Annotated in this window: 11 protein-coding genes, 1 pseudogene and 1 other annotated feature; of the genes and pseudogenes, 8 read left to right on the top strand and 4 right to left on the bottom strand. The window is 43.0% G+C overall.

Going from position 1 to position 18,196, the window contains the following annotated elements:
• Positions 1–72 precede the first annotated feature (72 nt).
• The 6 genes and pseudogenes from JMW90_RS12200 to JMW90_RS12175 all read left to right on the top strand — a co-directional run bounded on the left by JMW90_RS12200 (position 73) and on the right by JMW90_RS12175 (position 9,883).
• A complete protein-coding gene (locus tag JMW90_RS12200) occupies positions 73–3,831 on the top strand; it encodes a nitrate reductase subunit alpha (RefSeq protein WP_201564518.1) in 3,759 nt (1,252 codons plus the stop codon).
• A 134-nt stretch (positions 3,832–3,965) separates the two neighbouring features.
• Positions 3,966–5,504, top strand: a complete 1,539-nt coding sequence (narH, locus tag JMW90_RS12195; protein WP_079691217.1) for a nitrate reductase subunit beta — start codon at positions 3,966–3,968, stop codon at positions 5,502–5,504.
• A 49-nt stretch (positions 5,505–5,553) separates the two neighbouring features.
• Positions 5,554–6,360: a nitrate reductase molybdenum cofactor assembly chaperone gene (gene narJ / locus JMW90_RS12190; RefSeq protein ID WP_379607243.1), complete on the top strand. Its 807-nt coding sequence runs from the start codon at positions 5,554–5,556 to the stop codon at positions 6,358–6,360.
• Between the two features lie 14 nt (positions 6,361–6,374).
• The gene (narI, locus tag JMW90_RS12185; RefSeq protein WP_201564516.1) at positions 6,375–7,100 is read left to right on the top strand and encodes a respiratory nitrate reductase subunit gamma; all 726 of its coding nucleotides are present in this window, start codon (positions 6,375–6,377) and stop codon (positions 7,098–7,100) included.
• A gap of 323 nt (positions 7,101–7,423) precedes the next feature.
• Positions 7,424–8,323, top strand: a complete 900-nt coding sequence (locus tag JMW90_RS12180) for a peptidylprolyl isomerase (protein WP_379607245.1) — start codon at positions 7,424–7,426, stop codon at positions 8,321–8,323.
• Between the two features lie 252 nt (positions 8,324–8,575).
• Positions 8,576–9,883, top strand: a pseudogene (locus JMW90_RS12175) (molybdopterin molybdotransferase MoeA).
• A 105-nt stretch (positions 9,884–9,988) separates the two neighbouring features.
• Here JMW90_RS12175 and JMW90_RS12170 read toward each other — a convergent pair.
• Both JMW90_RS12170 and JMW90_RS12165 read right to left on the bottom strand, forming a co-directional pair.
• Positions 9,989–11,113 carry a Fic family protein gene (locus JMW90_RS12170; RefSeq protein ID WP_201564514.1) on the bottom strand — a complete coding sequence of 375 codons (1,125 nt, stop codon included), beginning with the start codon at positions 11,111–11,113 and terminating at the stop codon, positions 9,989–9,991.
• Positions 11,114–11,436: 323 nt separating this feature from the next.
• Positions 11,437–12,656 (bottom strand): IS3 family transposase gene (locus JMW90_RS12165; protein ID WP_379607240.1). Its coding sequence is split into 2 segments (ribosomal slippage): positions 11,437–12,380 and positions 12,380–12,656, totalling 1,221 coding nucleotides; the frame shifts between segments, so codons are not numbered across the junction.
• Positions 12,265–12,381, bottom strand: a sequence feature (AL1L pseudoknot). (Overlaps the previous gene by 117 nt.)
• Before the next feature lie 382 nt (positions 12,657–13,038).
• On the opposite strand from JMW90_RS12165, the gene blaRTG reads away from it, so the two are divergent.
• Complete coding sequence (gene blaRTG / locus JMW90_RS12160; protein WP_201564512.1) at positions 13,039–13,935, top strand: RTG family carbenicillin-hydrolyzing class A beta-lactamase; 897 nt, start codon at positions 13,039–13,041, stop codon at positions 13,933–13,935.
• 589 nt (positions 13,936–14,524) lie between these two features.
• Here blaRTG and JMW90_RS12155 read toward each other — a convergent pair.
• Positions 14,525–16,720, bottom strand: coding sequence for a heavy metal translocating P-type ATPase (locus JMW90_RS12155; RefSeq protein WP_201564510.1), 2,196 nt, complete (start codon positions 16,718–16,720; stop codon positions 14,525–14,527).
• Between the two features lie 150 nt (positions 16,721–16,870).
• On the opposite strand from JMW90_RS12155, the gene cadR reads away from it, so the two are divergent.
• A complete protein-coding gene (cadR, locus tag JMW90_RS12150; RefSeq protein WP_276529660.1) occupies positions 16,871–17,281 on the top strand; it encodes a Cd(II)/Pb(II)-responsive transcriptional regulator in 411 nt (136 codons plus the stop codon).
• Positions 17,282–17,647: 366 nt separating this feature from the next.
• On the opposite strand, the gene JMW90_RS12145 is transcribed toward cadR, so the two are convergent.
• Entirely contained in the window at positions 17,648–18,091 is a 444-nt protein-coding gene (locus tag JMW90_RS12145) for an MgtC/SapB family protein (RefSeq protein ID WP_201564509.1), read from the bottom strand.
• Positions 18,092–18,196 lie beyond the last annotated feature (105 nt).

Genomic DNA, 18,196 nt, shown 5'->3' with positions numbered 1-18,196 from the left:
CGGTTACTGATACAGAACCACCCTGCACTCAGCTTTAGATACACCATAGGCAATAACATAGAGGATAGCGAAATGAGCCATTTACTCGACCAATTCCGTTTTTTTAAACGTAAACAGGGCGAATTCTCCGATGGGCATGGCGAGACGCGCGATGAGTCTCGTGATTGGGAAAATGTGTATCGTAGCCGTTGGCAATATGACAAAGTCGTCCGCTCAACACACGGGGTCAACTGTACCGGTTCTTGTTCGTGGAAAATCTACGTAAAAAACGGACTGGTGACGTGGGAAACTCAGCAAACTGACTATCCAGAAACACGTCCCGACCTACCAAATCATGAACCGCGTGGCTGTCCTCGTGGCGCAAGCTATAGCTGGTATATGTACTCTGCTAACCGTGTGAAATATCCTAAAGTTCGTAAGCCACTACTTAAGTTATGGCGTGAAGCCAAAGCGCAATATCCTGATCCAGTCGATGCGTGGGGCAGTATCGTCCAAGACCCTATCAAAGCGGAGCAATACAAATCCAAACGCGGTTTGGGTGGCTTTATCCGCTCAACGTGGGCTGAGGTCAATGAAATTATCGCTGCCAGTAACGTCTATACTGCAAAAACTTTTGGTCCTGACCGTATTATTGGCTTCTCTCCGATTCCTGCGATGTCGATGGTCAGCTATGCTGCTGGGAGTCGTTATTTATCGTTGATTGGTGGTGTTTGTTTATCTTTCTACGACTGGTATTGTGACTTGCCACCAGCCTCGCCCATGGTTTGGGGCGAGCAAACTGACGTGCCAGAATCAGCCGATTGGTACAACTCTGACTATATTATCGCTTGGGGCTCAAACGTTCCGCAAACCCGTACACCCGATGCGCATTTCTTTACTGAAGTTCGTTATAAAGGCACCAAGACGGTCTCAATCACCCCTGACTATGCTGAAGTTTCTAAGTTAACGGACTTATGGCTGAACCCTAAACAAGGGACCGATGCTGCCGTTGCGCAAGCATTCTGTCATGTCATTATCAAAGAGTTTTATCTCAAGCAGCCAAGTGATTATTTCCTAGGTTATGCCAAACGCTATACCGACTTACCCGTCCTAGTCATGCTAGAAGGTGAAGAAGGCGCACGCCATGCTGGTCGTTATCTACGTGCTTCTGACTTAGTAGATAACTTAGGGCAAGAAAACAATCCAGAATGGAAAACCATTGGACTGAACAGTGATGGTGAACTGGTTTCTCCACTCGGTTCTATCGGCTATCGTTGGGGTGAAAAAGGCAAATGGAATCTTGAGCAGAAAAATGGTACCACTGGTGCTAATATTGATCTGACGTTAACTTTAAAAGACAGCAATGAAACCTGCCTAGTAGGCTTTGACTACTTTGGTCATGTTGAACACCCACATTTTGCGTCAGTACCAGGCGAAGCCATACAACAAAAAACGATTCCTTGCAAAACCATTACGCTTGCCGATGGTACAACTGCTATCGTCGCCACTGTATTTGATTTAACGGTTGCCAACCTTGGCGTGGATAATGGTGTTGGTGGCGAGCATGTTACTGATGACTATGACGATGCGACCGTACCAGGCACTCCTGCTTGGCAAGAAGTGATTACTGGACTAAGCCGTGAGCGCGTCATTCAAGTTGCCCGTGAGTTCGCAGAAAACGCGCACAAAACCCATGGTAAATCGATGATTATCATCGGCGCTGGTATGAATCACTGGTATCACCTCGATATGAACTATCGCGGCGTCATCAATATGCTCATGCTTTGTGGCTGTATCGGTAAATCTGGTGGCGGTTGGGCGCATTATGTTGGTCAAGAAAAACTGCGTCCACAAACCGGTTGGTTACCATTAGCGTTTGCCCTTGATTGGATGCGTCCACCACGCCAGATGGCTGGTACCAGCTTTTTCTATGCGCACAGCTCACAGTGGCGTCATGAAACTATTTCTGCTCATGAAATACTCTCGCCACTTGTCGATAAGAAGTTTTTCCCAGAACACATGCTGGACTACAACATTCAAGCGGAGCGCGCAGGCTGGCTTCCTTCTGCCCCTCAATTTAACTGCAACCCACTGACTATCGCCGCTAAAGCCAAAGCAAGTGGTAAGGACGTGGAAGAGTATGTCGTCGACTCTCTTGAAGATAGCAGCCTACGTTTTGCTTGTGAATCTCCAGACAACCCAGACAACTTCCCGCGCAATATGTTTATCTGGCGCTCAAACCTTTTGGGCTCATCAGGTAAAGGTCATGAATATATGCTCAAGTACTTCTTGGGTACCAAAAACGGCTTGCTCAATGAAGAAAATGCCGCAGGTCACCTGCAACCAAAAGAAGTAGATTGGGTAGAAAAAGGCCCTACTGGTAAATTAGATTTGGTTGTCACGTTAGACTTCCGTATGTCGTCGACCTGTATGTATTCAGATATCGTATTGCCAACGGCAACATGGTATGAAAAAGACGACATGAATACCTCAGACATGCATCCCTTTATCCATCCACTCACTGCCGCGACCGACCCTGCGTGGGAATCTAAAACGGATTGGGAAATCTATAAAGGTATTGCCAAGAGCTTCTCTGAAGTGTCAAAAGGACATTTGGGCGTTGAAACTGATGTCGTGACCTTACCAATGCAACATGATAGCCCGGGCGAATTGGCGCAGCCATTCGGTGGCACTGACTGGAAAACCGCGGGCGAAAAACCAGTACCCGGCAAAAACTGCCCTATGATTATGGTGGTTGAGCGTGATTATCCAAATACTTACAAGAAATTTACTTCAATGGGTCCTGCCTTAGAAAAACTAGGCAACGGATCAAAAGGCTTAAATTGGGATATGAAAACCGAAGTCAAACAGCTCGGTGATTTAAATCATAGAGTGACTGAGCCCGGTATCTCTGAAGGTAGACCAAGCCTTAACACTGCGGTTAATGCGTCTGAAATGATTTTGATGCTAGCACCTGAAACCAATGGTCATGTCGCCGTAAAAGGTTGGGAAGCATTGTCTGAATTTACCGGTCGCGACCATGCGCATTTAGCCAAATCTAGCGAGCATGAAAAAATTCGTTTTAAAGATATCGTTGCTCAACCGCGAAAAATCATCTCAAGCCCAACGTGGTCAGGCATTGAGTCTGATGAGGTGAGTTATAACGCCGGTTATACCAACGTTCATGAGCTGATTCCTTGGCGTACCCTCACTGGTCGTCAACAGTTTTATCAAGACCATCCTTGGATGCAAGCATTTGGTGAGCAAATGCAGCAGTATCGTCCACCAATCGATACCAAAACCACGGCAATGGTAAAAGATGCCAAACCAAATGGTAATAAAGAGATTGTACTGAACTTTTTAACGCCGCACCAAAAATGGGGCATCCATAGTACGTACTCTGAAAACTTATTGATGCTGACCCTAAGCCGCGGTGGACCTTGTGTTTGGATGTCAGAAGTCGATGCGGCAAAAGCAGGTATCGTCGATAACGATTGGATTGAGCTATTTAATGCGAACGGTGCGCTTACCGCTCGTGCCATTGTCAGCCAACGGGTCAAAGAAGGCATGACCATGATGTATCACGCTCAGGAGAAACTGGTCAATATTCCGGGTTCTGAGCAGACCGGTACGCGTGGCGGTATTCATAACTCAATGACTCGTACTATCTTAAAACCGACGCATATGATTGGTAGCTATGCCCAGCAATCTTATGGCTTTAACTACTATGGCACCGTGGGTTGTAACCGTGATGAGTTTGTCGTGATTCGTAAGATGTCAAAAATCGACTGGCTAGAAGATAAGCCTGATAACGAATTACCGCGCCCATTACCAACCACCATCGAGGATTAAAGCATTTTCTTCTATTGAGAATAGGTCGTTTTAGAAGTTATTTTTTTAAACACATCTTTTGAAACAACATCTTTTGAAACGACCTCGATGAAGAATAAAGAGCTGCTTTTTCTACTACTATTTGGAGCACATCAATGAAAATTCGTTCGCAAGTCGGCATGGTGCTTAACCTTGATAAATGTATCGGTTGTCACACTTGCTCAGTTACCTGTAAAAACGTCTGGACCAGCCGTGAAGGTATGGAATACGCATGGTTCAACAACGTTGAATCCAAGCCCGGTATCGGCTATCCCAAAGAGTGGGAAAACCAAACCAAATGGAAAGGCGGCTGGATACGTAATGCCAACGGCACGATTAATCCGCGCATCGGTGGGAAATTCAGAGTATTGGCAAATATCTTTGCCAACCCTGATTTGCCAGAGATTGATGATTATTACGAACCGTTTGATTTCGATTATCAGCATCTGCATACCGCGCCTATTAGTACCCATCAGCCTATCGCTCGCCCGCGTTCAGCCATCACTGGCAAGCGCATGCAAAAGATTGAATGGGGTCCTAACTGGGAAGAGATTCTAGGGACGGAATTTGAAAAACGTCGTAAAGATAAAAACTTTGACAACATTCAAGCGGACATCTACGGAGAGTACGAAAATACCTTCATGATGTATTTGCCGCGTCTATGCGAGCATTGCTTGAACCCAACGTGCGTCGCAGCTTGCCCTAGTGGCGCGATCTACAAGCGTGAAGAAGACGGCATTGTCTTAATCGACCAAGAAAAATGTCGCGGCTGGCGCATGTGTATCTCAGGCTGCCCATACAAAAAGATTTACTACAATTGGAAATCCGGTAAATCTGAAAAATGTATCTTCTGTTATCCACGTATCGAAGCTGGCTTACCGACTGTCTGCTCAGAAACTTGTGTTGGTCGTATCCGCTATTTAGGCGTCTTGCTATATGACGCTGACAAAATCGCCGAAGCTGCCAGTACGCCAAACGAAAAAGACATTTATCCTGCGCAATTGGATTTATTCTTAGATCCTAATGACCCTGCTGTTATTGCTCAAGCATTAAAAGACGGTGTGCCGCAGTCAGTGATTGATTCTGCGCAGCGCTCGCCAGTCTATAAGCTGGCAGTTGATTGGAAACTTGCCCTACCGCTACACCCTGAATACCGTACGCTACCAATGGTTTGGTATGTACCGCCATTATCACCGATTCAAAATGCGGCTGAAGCGGGCAAAGTCGGTATGGATGGTCTCATTCCAGATGTTGATAGCTTGCGTATTCCGCTACGTTATTTAGCCAATCTACTAACCGCAGGTGATGAAGAGCCAGTTCGTCTTGCGCTAAAACGTCTACTTGCGATGCGTAGCTACAAACGTATGCAACTGGTCGAAAAGCAAGAAGTTCAAAGCATCTTAGACGATGTTGGTCTGACTAAGTTGCAAGTTGAAGAGATGTATCGCTATCTCGCTATCGCCAACTACGAAGATCGTTTTGTTATTCCAACTGCACATCGTGAAGAAGCATTGAGTGATGCGTTTGCTGAACGTAACGGCTGTGGTTTTACCTTTGGTGAAGGCTGTTCAGGCACTTCTGATAACAGTATGTTCGGACAACGCAAAACCAACCGTCGTGATTTCATCGACACTGTCCAAAAGTGGGAGTCATAAGATGCAAACTACTCAATTTCATACCGACAACGCTGTCATCGACTCTGTCATGCCGCCAGTGATTGGCGTATCAGAATTGAAGATACTCAAAGTATTAAGCTTACTTATCGACTATCCAAGCAATGAGCTGTTTTTAGGTGATACCTTAGCTGATTGCACAGAGATTGTTGCAAGATCAACCATTATTAGCCCTGAAGTACGCGCGCAAATCATTGACTTGATTGAAGACTTAATCGATACCGGCTCTCTTGAAGCACAAGCGCGTTATGACGGTCTGTTTGAGCGCGGTCGGTCTTTATCCCTTTGGTTGTTTGAGCATGTACATGGTGAGTCGCGTGATCGCGGTCAAGCCATGGTCGATTTGATGGGTCAATATGAAGAAGCTGGCTTTGCCATTAGTGTCAAAGAGCTGCCTGATTATCTGCCTTTATATCTAGAATTTTTGGCTTATCAAGCAACCGTTATCGAAGATGATATTCAGATTCGTATGGATATCGCCGATGTCAGCCACATCATTGCCTTGCTTGCTGCCAGACTTGAACACCGCGGCAGTATGTATAAAGGCTGCTTTAATGCGCTATTGCAAATAGCTGGCAAGCCTCTGAATATGGTCGAAGAGTATCAAGAAAAAATCAGCAAAGAAAAACCTGATGACAGCTTTGACGCCTTAGACAAAGAGTGGGAAGAGGAAGTGGTTACTTTCTTAGATGCGCAACAAGAAGAGCGTTGTTCTTCTCAGACCAGCACCCAAAGTCTGGCGGCAAAGGCGGGTGTTAGAACTGCCCCTACTAAAAACATCGTCGATGCCCCTGTGCACTGGGTAGACTTTAAAACCACCTCAGCGGTTAAACCATAATAAGGAGAGAAGATATGAATATTGCAGATCCTAGCATGCAGTCTGTTGCCAATCTAAATTGGCTACAAATATTCCTTTTTGGTGTTTATCCGTATATCGCATTGACCATCGCTATTATCGGTACTTGGGTGCGTTTTGATTTGTCGCAGTACTCATGGAAGACCGGCTCAACGCAGATGCTTAGAACCAAAAATATGAGAATTGCCAGTAATTTATTTCACGTCGGTATTATCGTGGTATTGCTAGGGCATTTATTCGGTATGTTGACACCGCATTTTCTTTATGAGTCCTTTATCAGTGCTGGACGCAAACAAATCGTCGCTGTGGTGGTCGGTGGTATTGCCGGTGTGTTCTGTTGGATTGGCTTGGTCATGCTGATGTGGCGGCGTTTTATGGACGATCGTATCTCAAACACCTCCTCATTTTCAGACAAGCTCGTCCTTGTGCTGCTATTTATCCAACTTAATCTTGGTTTAGCATCAATCTTTACCTCCATGCAGCATCTGGATGGATTGACGATGATGAATTTAGCAGGCTGGGCGCAAGACATTACTATCTTAAGACCTTGGCAAGCAGCCGCTCGTATCGAGCAGACCGACTTAATTTATCAGCTACATATGGCACTGGGTATTACCTTGATTGCGATATTCCCATTTACCAGACTGATTCATATTATCAGCGCGCCAGTATGGTATTTCGGTCGCCGTTACCAAATTGTCAGACAAAAGAAATCTCAGTAAATGTATAAAGCAGTATTTAGATGCGATGACATTTTAAATAATCATGATTTGGATACTGCTTTTTCTTTACTGATGACATTTAATCAACACGCCCTATATATCCAAACTTCTAACAAAAAATACATAGTGGAGCAAAAGCCATGACTGTCAGTACCTACAACCCAGCCGACCATGCGACTAACAATAATATGAACGGTCACGTTCATATTGGCAGTCATACTGATGCTAACAACATGGCGAGCGATCATGATTGTGGTCATGACCACAGCCACGATCATAGCCATGAACACAGCCACGACCACGGTGATGATATCGTTCATCTTATGCCAACCTTGACGGATCTACAAAAACCACACTCTGATCAAGAATTTATCGAAAAAGCGATGGCGGAAGAACGTAGTAATCATAAAAACCTGATTGCCTCTAGTCGTGATGAGCTACCGTCAGTGACGGTCAATGGCGTGACGATAGATAGAACCAACATTGCCCAAGAGCTGCAATATCATCCAGCGGAAAATAAAGAAGACGCAGTATTTCTTGCAACTCAGGCGCTGGTGGTGCGTGAATTACTTAGACTGGCGGTATTGGATGAGCCAAACCTTGGTGAGGCGGCATGGGAAAACGATGAGGAACAAGCCATTTCCGCTTTGATAGATAAAAACGTTCAAGCGACGATACCGGATATGGCAACCTGTGAGCGTTATTATGAGCAAAATATCACGGACTTCAAGACTGATCCTATCATGAACGTGCGTCATATTTTATTGGATTGTCTGCCAGAAGATGGCGACGAGCGATTAAAGCTTAAAAAGACCGCTTACGAATTGATTGAACAAATCAAAAATAATGCCAATCCTGATGCGGAGTTTATCCAAGTGGCACGCCAGCATTCTGCTTGTCCTTCAAAAGAACAAGGTGGCGAACTGGGTGTGATTAACAAAGGACAAACCGTGCCAGAATTTGAAAGCGTGTTATTTAAGTTAGACGCAGGACTTGCGCCAAGCCCCATCGAAAGCAGATACGGTTTTCACGTGGTTGATGTGCTGAATAAGGAACCTGGGATACAGATGACCTATGATCAAGTGAGCCCTGCTATTCATAATAAACTGAGCCAACAAGCCTTTCATCAATCATTGTGTGATTATCTGTTTACCTTGACCAATGAAGCAGACATCGAAGGCATCGAGATGATGCTTGAGCAAGAGAATGTGTTCCGCGGCTAATGAGATATCAGCTCATTATTTTTTGATACTTAGGGCGTGTCCTCAATCTAAACAAAAGCGATTAAATGGGCTAAAAATGGTTAAATCTTGCCAAGCTGCGTCAAATAGCTGGTCAATATCCCAATATTACCTACGCTATTTTCCTTGTTTGGCTACAATTTATCTGATTTTTATCACCATTTTCAAAATGAGGACACACCCTAATTACCTGAAGTTATTAATAAAGTTATAGTTAATAAGGGTCTAGCGCTTATGATTACCCCCGATCAATTACTTCTTGCTATTAAAAAACGGATAGAGGTTTACAATAAAATCGACTCTCCTATAAACAAAAGAGCAACACAAGTCTGCCCACTCTTGGAAAGTCGTAATCAGATATTAGCTGAATATATTATATCGCCGTTTTCTATACCACGGCAAAATGTATCAGCAATGGATGGTTATGCCATCGCTACAAGTAGTACACTCTCAAAAGCCAGCTCTATTGAGATCGTTGGTGAATCACAAGCGGGCAGCCCTTTTAGTGGTACAGTTAAAAAAGATCAAGGTATTCGTATTTTCACCGGCGCTGTAGTACCAATTAACTGTAATACAGTCATCATGCAAGAGGATACTAATTTTGAGTTTATAAAAGACAACATCGATAAAACTCAGCCTTACGAGATTATATTAGCAAAGGCGGCAGACATCGATGTGAATATCCGTAAAAAAGGCGAGGAAATACAACAGAACGAATTGATACTACAACAAGGCAAGCGCTTAAATCCTACTGATATTAGCTTACTTGCTAATTTAGGAATTGATAAAGTAAAAGTTTTTGAGCCACTCATCGTCGGTATTTTAGCAACAGGTGATGAACTGGTAGCGCTTGGAGATAAATTAAAAGATTCAGCACAGATATATAACTCTAATACTCCAACCCTCAAAAGCATGCTTGCCCAATTACCAATTATTATTCATGACTATGGTATTGTTCCTGATGATTTAGATAAGACTATAAAGGTTGTGAATAAAGCCATACAAAAGTGTGACGTACTGATATCTACCGCTGGTGTATCAGTAGGTGATTATGATTTCTTAACCACGGTTATTGAACAGTTGGGACAAATCAATCACTATAAAGTAGCAATGAAACCAGGAAAGCCTTTTGTTTTTGGTGAGTTGCTTGGTGATAAAAATAAAAAACTGGATAAGCCCGTAGTATATTTTGGCTTACCTGGCAACCCGCTATCGACTGTCGTCGGCAGCTTACAATTTGTGATTCCAGCCTTGTGGCAGATGGTAGGCGCTGCGCCACAAGAGCGACCTATGCAGTTAAGCCTTACGGCAACGCTTAAAAATGATATTAAAAAATCAGCGGGGCGTATGGATTTTCAAAGAGGGGTTTTGTCGTAGAATGAAGCGGGCGAGTTTGAAGTCGAAAGCTTTACCAAACAGCAATCGCACCGTATAAAGCAGCTTAGCCACGCCAACTGCTTTATTGTCTTGGCGCAAGATTCTGGCAATATAGCTGCCGGTGGAACCGTAAAAGTGCAGCCCTTCCCTTGGTTGTATCATTGATAATATACGCTAAGCTAAAATTGACCCCTGCCGTCAAATCCGTACAACTAAACTTGGGAGACCCTAGTTACGCAGCCTGACGATGAAAGTCAAATTACATAGTTTCTATAATAAAACCACCTCATAACTCGTACTACGCCCCGAAGCCTCAGATTTCTTCAGCATCCCCTTCTCTATCAAATCATTGATATCTCGTAATGCAGTGTCTATAGAACACTTGGTCATCATTGCCCATTTCTTGGTAGTCAGCTTGCCATAAAAATCAGTCAGCAAAGCATTCAACATAGTTACTTGTCTAGTGTTCAAAGCATGCTGTCGATGGGTTTGCCAAAAACTCGCTTTATCAATGATTTTATCGGCGGTCGTTTGAGCAGCGATGAGAGCTTGTTCTAGTGTTTGTAGAAACCAGACCAACCACTCAGTGATGTCAGTAACGCCTTTTTGAGTTCGCTCCAGTATTTTATAATAGTCATTGCGCTGTTTAAAAATCTGTGCTGACATACTATAAAAACGTTGGGCGCTATCATCGCTTTGCGCCAGTGCTCTCTCAGTAATGGCTCTAGTCAATCGCCCATTGCCATCATCAAACGGATGGATCGTCACAAACCATAAATGAGCGATACCTGCCTTGATGACCAGATCTATATTCTCTTGCTCATTTGGTGATGTGTTAAACCATGATAGAAATTTTTCTAGCTCATCTGACAATGTATCCGCACTAGGTGCACCAAAATGAACCTGCTCGCGACCATAACCACTAGAAACTACCTGCATAGATCCTTGACTGTCATCACGGATACTGCCCGCTTTGATACGATAAAGCCCACTATATCCATCTGGGAATAAAGCCCTATGCCATCCCAGTAAATCATCGAGCAATAAAGGTTGTTGATAATGATAAGTGGCATTTAGAATCATTTCTACCACTGCATCGATCTCACGAGTAGCAGTTGGCATACTGCCATCCTCTACTCCTAAATGCCGCGCGACAGAAGAGCGTACTTGCTCATTATTTAATGACTCACCCTCAATCTCAAAGGTTTTAACGATCTCTAAAGTCACCGCATCTAACTGTGCCTCGACATTTAAATCAAACCTTAGCGTTAGCAATTTTCCAAGCAAACGACCCTGTAATATCCGCACACGACTGACCAATGGCAGCAGTTTTTTATCTGACCATTGCCACTCAGTCCAGTCTAGATGTTCGTGAATATAGGTAATATGCTTCATATTTTTCTCAGTTATATGCAGAGAAAAGAAAGAGGATACAACGCATAAAAGTCTTTGGTAGAAGAAAGTAGCTTAAATAATAATGTGGAATAAGCATTCTTTTATGATAAAGGCATTATTTTTAGCTTAATCGACACTAGAGTAAAGGTAAAAATACTATAAAATTATAGTGCCCAAATACGTGCTAAACTTTATCTTATACTCATTGACCTTGCTTTTTTTAATTATAGAATAGCTGTGATCTAATAAAGTCAGTACATATAAGATAGCGTCATATTAGGATATGAACCGCCCCGACTTTATCGGAGAGTGATTTACTTGAGTCAGGCAGCGATGCCTGACAGGGTTAAATTATCATAATACCGCTTTTCAAACTCAAAGGGTGACACATATCCAATCGTGCTATGCAATCGTGTTCTATTAAACCAATCCACCCATTCAAGGGTTGCTAGTTCAACATCGTTCACACCAGTCCAGTTCTGTTTTAAATAATGAATCACCTCAGACTTATAAAGCCCGTTGACCGTTTCAGCTAATGCATTATCGTATGAATCGCCTGTCGTACCGACAGAAGCTATAACACCGCATGTAGCCATTTTATCAGTATAGCGAATGGATAAATACTGAACCCCTCGATCACTGTGATGAATCACATCTTTGGGATAGTTTCTATCTGCTATTGCTTGATTTAACGCCGCCATCACCATATCTGTGTTCATACGATTAGATACTTTCCAGCCCACAATAGCGCGAGCAAACACATCAATAATAAAAGCGGTATACACCCAGCCGCTTATCGTCTTGATATAAGTAAAGTCTGCCACCCAGAGCTGGTTAGGGCGATGAGCGCTAAAGTTACGATTGACTAGGTCATCAGCACGCTTTTGATCATCACGGCTGTGAGTTGTTATTTTACCCTTACCGCGCCAGACACCTTGTAGGCCATGCTGTCTCATTAAACGCTCTATGGTACAACGAGCAACCTTTAACCCGTCAGCTTTCATCTGCTGCCATACTTTACGCGCACCGTAACGGCATTTGCTGTCCTGCCAGATACGTTTAATCTCGCTGATGTAAAAGTCGTCATGTTGACTGCGCAGTGAGCGTTTTTCAGGGTAGCTCTCCAAGTCTTTAGCACGGTGATAGGTTGATGGGGCAATCGGTAATACTCTACAGATCAGCTCGACCCCATAATTATTCTTATGATCGTCGATGAATTGAATCATGATTTTAGTCAGCGGTCGAGCTCCGCCTGGGCGAAAAAAGCGGCAGCCTTACGTATGATCTCATTGGCTTGCTTGAGCTCTCTGCATTCGCGTTCAAGCTCCTTGATGCGCTCTTTATCACTTTGCGCTTGCACCGATGCAGGAATAGTTTGATCGATGTGTTTTTTATGCCACGACCGCAGGGTTTCAGGCGTACAGCCAATCTTAGGGGCAATGGCTTGAATCGCTGACCATGTGGAAGGATAGTCGCCCAACGCTTCTATCAGCATGCGAACGGCGCGTTCTTTAATCTCAGGAGTGTAGGTTTGTTTTTTCATTGTCGTATTCTCTCAGAATGTTGAGTCTCCGACAATCCCGGGGCGGTTCAATATTTGGTCGACCTACTTTGACATGGTAGAGGGTTTATATCCTCTATTTCAATCTCTGTTACATATTCAAAAAGATCTCCAACCCCCACTTCTAAATATTCACAAAGCTTATCTTGTAGCAGTCTGTTATAAGTGATTCCATTGTATCCGTCTATTTTAAGTGGTCTATTAAAAGATTAAATGGCTGGTTCCTTTGAGGTATAGCCTGAAATCACCAAACCAAAATAAGCTAAGTTTATAATGAATGAGATATAATTATCCTATTAAATATACTCGTTAATTACACATCATATAATCTAAAAATTTGATTCAAGAGGAAAGTTAACTCATCATGAACGTACGTCAACCCAAAGCTACTTTTTTTAGCGTAGTAATTGCTTTTTTATGTCTCACGCTATCATTAAATGCTAATGCAACAGACTCAATACTTGGATCGGTTACCAATGCTGAAACTGAATTGGGCGCTAGAATCGGTCTAGCTGTGCATGACTTGGAAACGGGAAAACGCTGGGAATATAAATCTAATGAACGTTTTCCTCTAAGTAGTACCTTTAAAACACTTGCCTGTGCAAACGTTCTTCAAAGAGTTGATTTGGGTAAAGAAAGAATGGATAGAGTTGTGAGATTCTCTGAGAGCAATCTTGTTACATACTCCCCTGTGACAGAAAAACATGTGGGTAAAAAAGGGATGTCGCTTGCAAAGCTGTGTCAGGCCACATTATCAACCAGTGATAATTCAGCTGCCAATTTTATTCTACAAGCCATTGGGGGACCTAAGGCTTTAACTAAATTTTTGCGTTCCATTGGTGACGATACTACGCGCCTTGATCGCTGGGAAACAGAACTCAACGAAGCGGTGCCTGGAGATAAGAGAGACACGACAACACCAATTGCAATGGTGGCGACACTTGAAAAGTTACTCATTGACGAAACACTATCTGTCAAGTCTCGTCAACAACTAGAATCTTGGCTTAAAGGTAATGAGGTTGGCGATGCATTATTTCGTAAAGGCGTTCCAAGTGACTGGATAGTAGCAGATAGAACAGGGGCTGGTGGTTATGGGTCACGTGCTATTACTGCGGTGATGTGGCCTCCAAATCGCAAGCCTATCGTAGCCGCTCTATACATTACAGAGACAGACGCCTCGTTTGAAGAAAGAAATGCTGTCATTGCGAAAATTGGTGAACAAATAGCGAAGACAGTATTAATGGAGGATAGTCGTAACTGATTTATAGTTCAATGCCTGTATCGCGCATCGATTTTACTTTGAACTATTTTTGAGGAAAATAACGACTATGAAATCATTGAAGAAGATGATTTTTAGTATTATGACAGTAAGTTTCTGTTTAATTCTATCTGGTTGTAATTACGGTGTTTTTGACTGGAATAATCAAAATCTTGATAAAAGAAAAGATTATAAGAATCGGAGTAGTTGTACTACTGACTAACGAAGTGTTGCGAGGATACAATTACGATATAGTTATAACAAAGCAATTTATCAAGATATTTTTGAAAAATGCACTACTAATTCTAACTATAAGTTTGAATCTGATCCTCAATATAAGCAGCAAAATTAGCCGATTTTTCTCATAACGAACGTTATAGTAAATGACTTTAGATGGAAGAAGTTATTTTGCAATGATCCCTTTGAGGTATACCTCAATATTAATCATAGACCAATCAAAATAGATTGCGTTAATACAAAGGTTAATACCACTATCTATTGAGAATGAGAGTGACATTAATGTTGAGATACGAAGTACTGAGCTACACATTGTCTTTATTTGATAAATGTAATAAGTACATATATCTATGAGTTATTTTGATTTAGAAGGTGCTTTAAGTGAATGAGAGCCTTTGAAGCGTAGTAAACGCAAAGCGTTCAGAGTAACCAAAACCGTTGCACCAGCATCAGCCATCACAGCGATCCATAGTCCAGTAATGCCCAGTATAGTCGTGATTAAAAAGAGTCCTTTTAGACCTAATGCAAAAATAACATTTTGATGGATGTTGGCCATAGTAGCGCGTGACAGTGCAATTAAATGCGCCACATCGGTAACACGACTTTTTAATAACGCAATGTCAGCGGTTTCGATGGCCACATCGGTGCCGCCGCCCATCGCGATGCCGACATCGGCGGTTGCCAGTGCTGGTGCATCATTAATACCATCACCTACCATCGCTATTTTGCGATCGTTTTTCATATCATTAAGCAGACGTAGTTTATCTTCTGGCAATAGCTCTGCTTCCCATTCTATATCTAAACTACTAGCAAGCGCTTGAGCAGTCAGACGATTGTCACCTGTGAGCATGACAGATCGGACACCCATCGCTTTAAGCTGTGCCACACCCTCGACAGCATCATCTCGTAGCTCGTCTCGCAAAGCAATCAATCCAAGTGCCACACGACTTTGCTCATCGAATAAAATTGAGACGGTCTTGCCCTCATTTTGCAGTGCCTCAATCTGAGCCTGTTGTTTGGGAGAAATAACAGACTGCTTAGCGGCATAAATAGGAGAACCGATAGCGAGCATACGCTCAGCGACAGTGCCATGTACCGCTTTACCCGCAGTAGCGGAAGCATTGGTGGCAACGGGTACGACCACATTAGCTGCTTCAGCATGGCTCATGATAGCTTTAGCAAGCGGATGACTGGAACCTGACTCCACACTGGCAAAGAGCGCCAGTATGTCATTCTGATTCTGCGAGCCCTGACCTTGAAAGTCTTGATTTTGAATGCCTGAGACCTCTTGGGTAAAGGCAATAATATCAGTCACGCGAGGTTCACCTTCGGTCAAAGTCCCAGTCTTGTCAAAAGCAACGGTATCTACTTGACCAATAGTTTCTAAGGCACTACCGCCTTTAATCAGCAATCCACGACGCGCACCGACAGCCAGACCAGAGGCGATAGCGGCAGGTGTTGATAATACTAGAGCACAAGGGCAAGCGATTAACAGCAATGCCAGACCGCGATACAGCCAGGTCGCCCATTCATCTCCCATTGCTAACGGTGGAACGATAATAATCAGTGCGGCAATGGCCATGACTGCTGGCGTATAGTAGCGACTGAACTTCTCAATAAAACGGGCGGTGGGTGCTTTAGAAGCTTGCGCTTGTTCTACCAAATCAATAATGCGCGCAATGGTATTATCAGCGGCCGTTTTCTCTACCCGTACTTGCAAAACCCCATCGACGTTGATCGAACCTGCGAATACATCATCACCTATCGTTTTAACAACAGGAACCGACTCTCCGGTGACAGGCGAATCATCAAGGTTAGATGTGCCTTGGACAATAACCCCATCGGCAGAGACACTATCGCCAGGACGCACAAGCACCAGATCATTTACTTGTAGCGAAGTTGCAGGGACGTTGCGCTGCTTGCCTTGCGGATCAAGTAAAATGGCAATTTTTGGCACCAAAGACGCCAAAGATCTAATGCCAGCACGAGCGCGATCAGCGGCGATACTCTCAAACAATTCACCGACTGAGAATAAGAAAACAACTGCGGCGGCCTCTTCAGCTTCACCAATGATGAGAGCGCCAATAGCCGCTACAGACATTAGCATTTCAATAGAGAAAATCGAACCTGACCTAGCCAACACTAAGGCTTTACGGGCAAATGGAAATACACCTATTATCACAGCCGCCGCGAATACCCAAATCCCATAATCGGGGAAAAGTAGCGCTATGATGTAGGCAGCACTCATTAAAATACTCAGACCAACGACCTGTTTGCCTTTTCGAGTTTGCCACCATTGCTGTGAATCCAACAGCTTATCATTATCCGCTAGACTTTTTGAATTTGGACTGCTAGATATGCCAAATCCTAAGCTTTTAATGGTTTTCTCGATATCACTAGCCTGAGTCGCTGTATCAGGAGCCAACGTCAGCTCTAACTTTTCTGTAGCGAAGTTTAACCGAATATCAGAAACGCCAGGCATACGTGCCAAAGCCGTTTCAATCTTGCCAACACAACTGGCACAGTCCATCCCTTCAATTTGATATTGCATAATAGTTTGTCCTGCTATAAGAGTTCTTTCAATATCATTATTATGAACCCTCTAGTGGCTTTAGAGTCAAGGGTATTTACATCAATGAGTTTGATTTGTCAGACGCTAAACTTTATAGTTACTTCAATGTTTAAAAGGATGTATATGAATATGCCAATCAAAATAGGTGAGCTTGCCAAACGCACTGGTGCCACAGTAGAAACCATCCGCTATTACGAAAAAGAGCGATTATTGCCAGAGCCGTTTCGCAGCTCTGGTAACTATCGTTTATATAATGATCAGCACATGGAGCGGCTACAATTTATCTTGCATTGCCGTACACTTGATATGACGTTGGATGAAGTGCGAATCTTACTAGAGTATTGGGATGAACCCGACAAGGAGTGTGGCAATGTGAATAGCTTATTAGATGAGCATATTCGTACCGTGGAGATACGAATGAATGAATTAATACAGTTAAAAAAACATTTAATCACTTTACGCCAGAAATGTGTAAGCGAGGCCTCGGCTAAGTCTTGTGGGATATTAAATACTTTGGCCGATAATGCCTGTCATAAGTAGTCATATCATTAGTGGCTATGTCGTTTGATTAAGTAGTGGATTGATTAAGTGGCGAAGCATCAAATATGCTCCAATAGCAAGCATAAAAAACTCAGCGATAATATTAAATTAAGACTGAGTTATTGAAAAATGATAATGACGTGATGGTGTAGTCGTCATTATATTCTTAGCTGGAAATAGCTTAAATTTGCTGTTCTATAGAGTCAATATCAGCATAACTTTCTCTCATGTATTTTAATAATGCTAACGATTTATCGAACCTATTTAATCATCCTCTTATTTAATCAACCTGTAGTATCAGCTGATGAAATAACATGGATTTTTGAACAATTAAGATCGAGTATGTAAGTTGGGGAGAAATAATCACTACAGCTTATCTTTCACCTTAAAGGGTTCCGAGAATTGTAGGATTAAGAAATTGACCACCGATAATATAATCGCTATCTCATAACGCCCATAAGCGACAGAGATACCAATAGCAGCAGTATTCCATAAACTTGCCGCCGTTGCCGTTCCTTTTACACTATCATTGCCTTTAAAAATAGCACCACCACCGATAAAGCCCATACCAGTAATAATGGCGTACATGATTCTCGCTTCAGGCTGTGAGCCATGATAGATATCGACAGCGACTAGCATAAAAGCACAGGAGGCAATACTTACTAGTGGAAAGGTTCTGAGTCCTGCACCTTTATCTTTCATCTCACGATTAAGCGCAATCGGTAGTGACAATATGAAAGCAATGCCCAATTGAATCAGGTGATACATCATTAACTTTAAGCTTAAATCGTAAGCATCCGACCATCCCATCTTTCCCTCACTTAAAAAATGCGAGATAGTGTCCACGATTAATAATCGTGGACACTAACATGACAACACAACCACCTAACAAACCCAAACGTAGAACTTACAGTG

It is taken from the genome of Psychrobacter glacincola, assembly GCF_904846215.1.
Taxonomy (GTDB): domain Bacteria; phylum Pseudomonadota; class Gammaproteobacteria; order Pseudomonadales; family Moraxellaceae; genus Psychrobacter; species Psychrobacter glacincola.
The sequence above is the reverse complement of the archived record's forward strand: the minus strand, read 5'-3'. Positions and strand labels throughout refer to the sequence as shown.

Coding starts and splice junctions, on each gene's coding strand:
- JMW90_RS12200 (WP_201564518.1), top strand. CDS start 73: ATGAGCCATTTACTCGACCAATTCCGTTTTTTTAAACGTAAACAGGGC.
- narH (WP_079691217.1), top strand. CDS start 3,966: ATGAAAATTCGTTCGCAAGTCGGCATGGTGCTTAACCTTGATAAATGT.
- narJ (WP_379607243.1), top strand. CDS start 5,554: ATGCCGCCAGTGATTGGCGTATCAGAATTGAAGATACTCAAAGTATTA.
- narI (WP_201564516.1), top strand. CDS start 6,375: ATGAATATTGCAGATCCTAGCATGCAGTCTGTTGCCAATCTAAATTGG.
- JMW90_RS12180 (WP_379607245.1), top strand. CDS start 7,424: ATGCCAACCTTGACGGATCTACAAAAACCACACTCTGATCAAGAATTT.
- JMW90_RS12170 (WP_201564514.1), bottom strand. CDS start 11,113: ATGAAGCATATTACCTATATTCACGAACATCTAGACTGGACTGAGTGG.
- blaRTG (WP_201564512.1), top strand. CDS start 13,039: ATGAACGTACGTCAACCCAAAGCTACTTTTTTTAGCGTAGTAATTGCT.
- JMW90_RS12155 (WP_201564510.1), bottom strand. CDS start 16,720: ATGCAATATCAAATTGAAGGGATGGACTGTGCCAGTTGTGTTGGCAAG.
- cadR (WP_276529660.1), top strand. CDS start 16,871: ATGCCAATCAAAATAGGTGAGCTTGCCAAACGCACTGGTGCCACAGTA.
- JMW90_RS12145 (WP_201564509.1), bottom strand. CDS start 18,091: ATGGGATGGTCGGATGCTTACGATTTAAGCTTAAAGTTAATGATGTAT.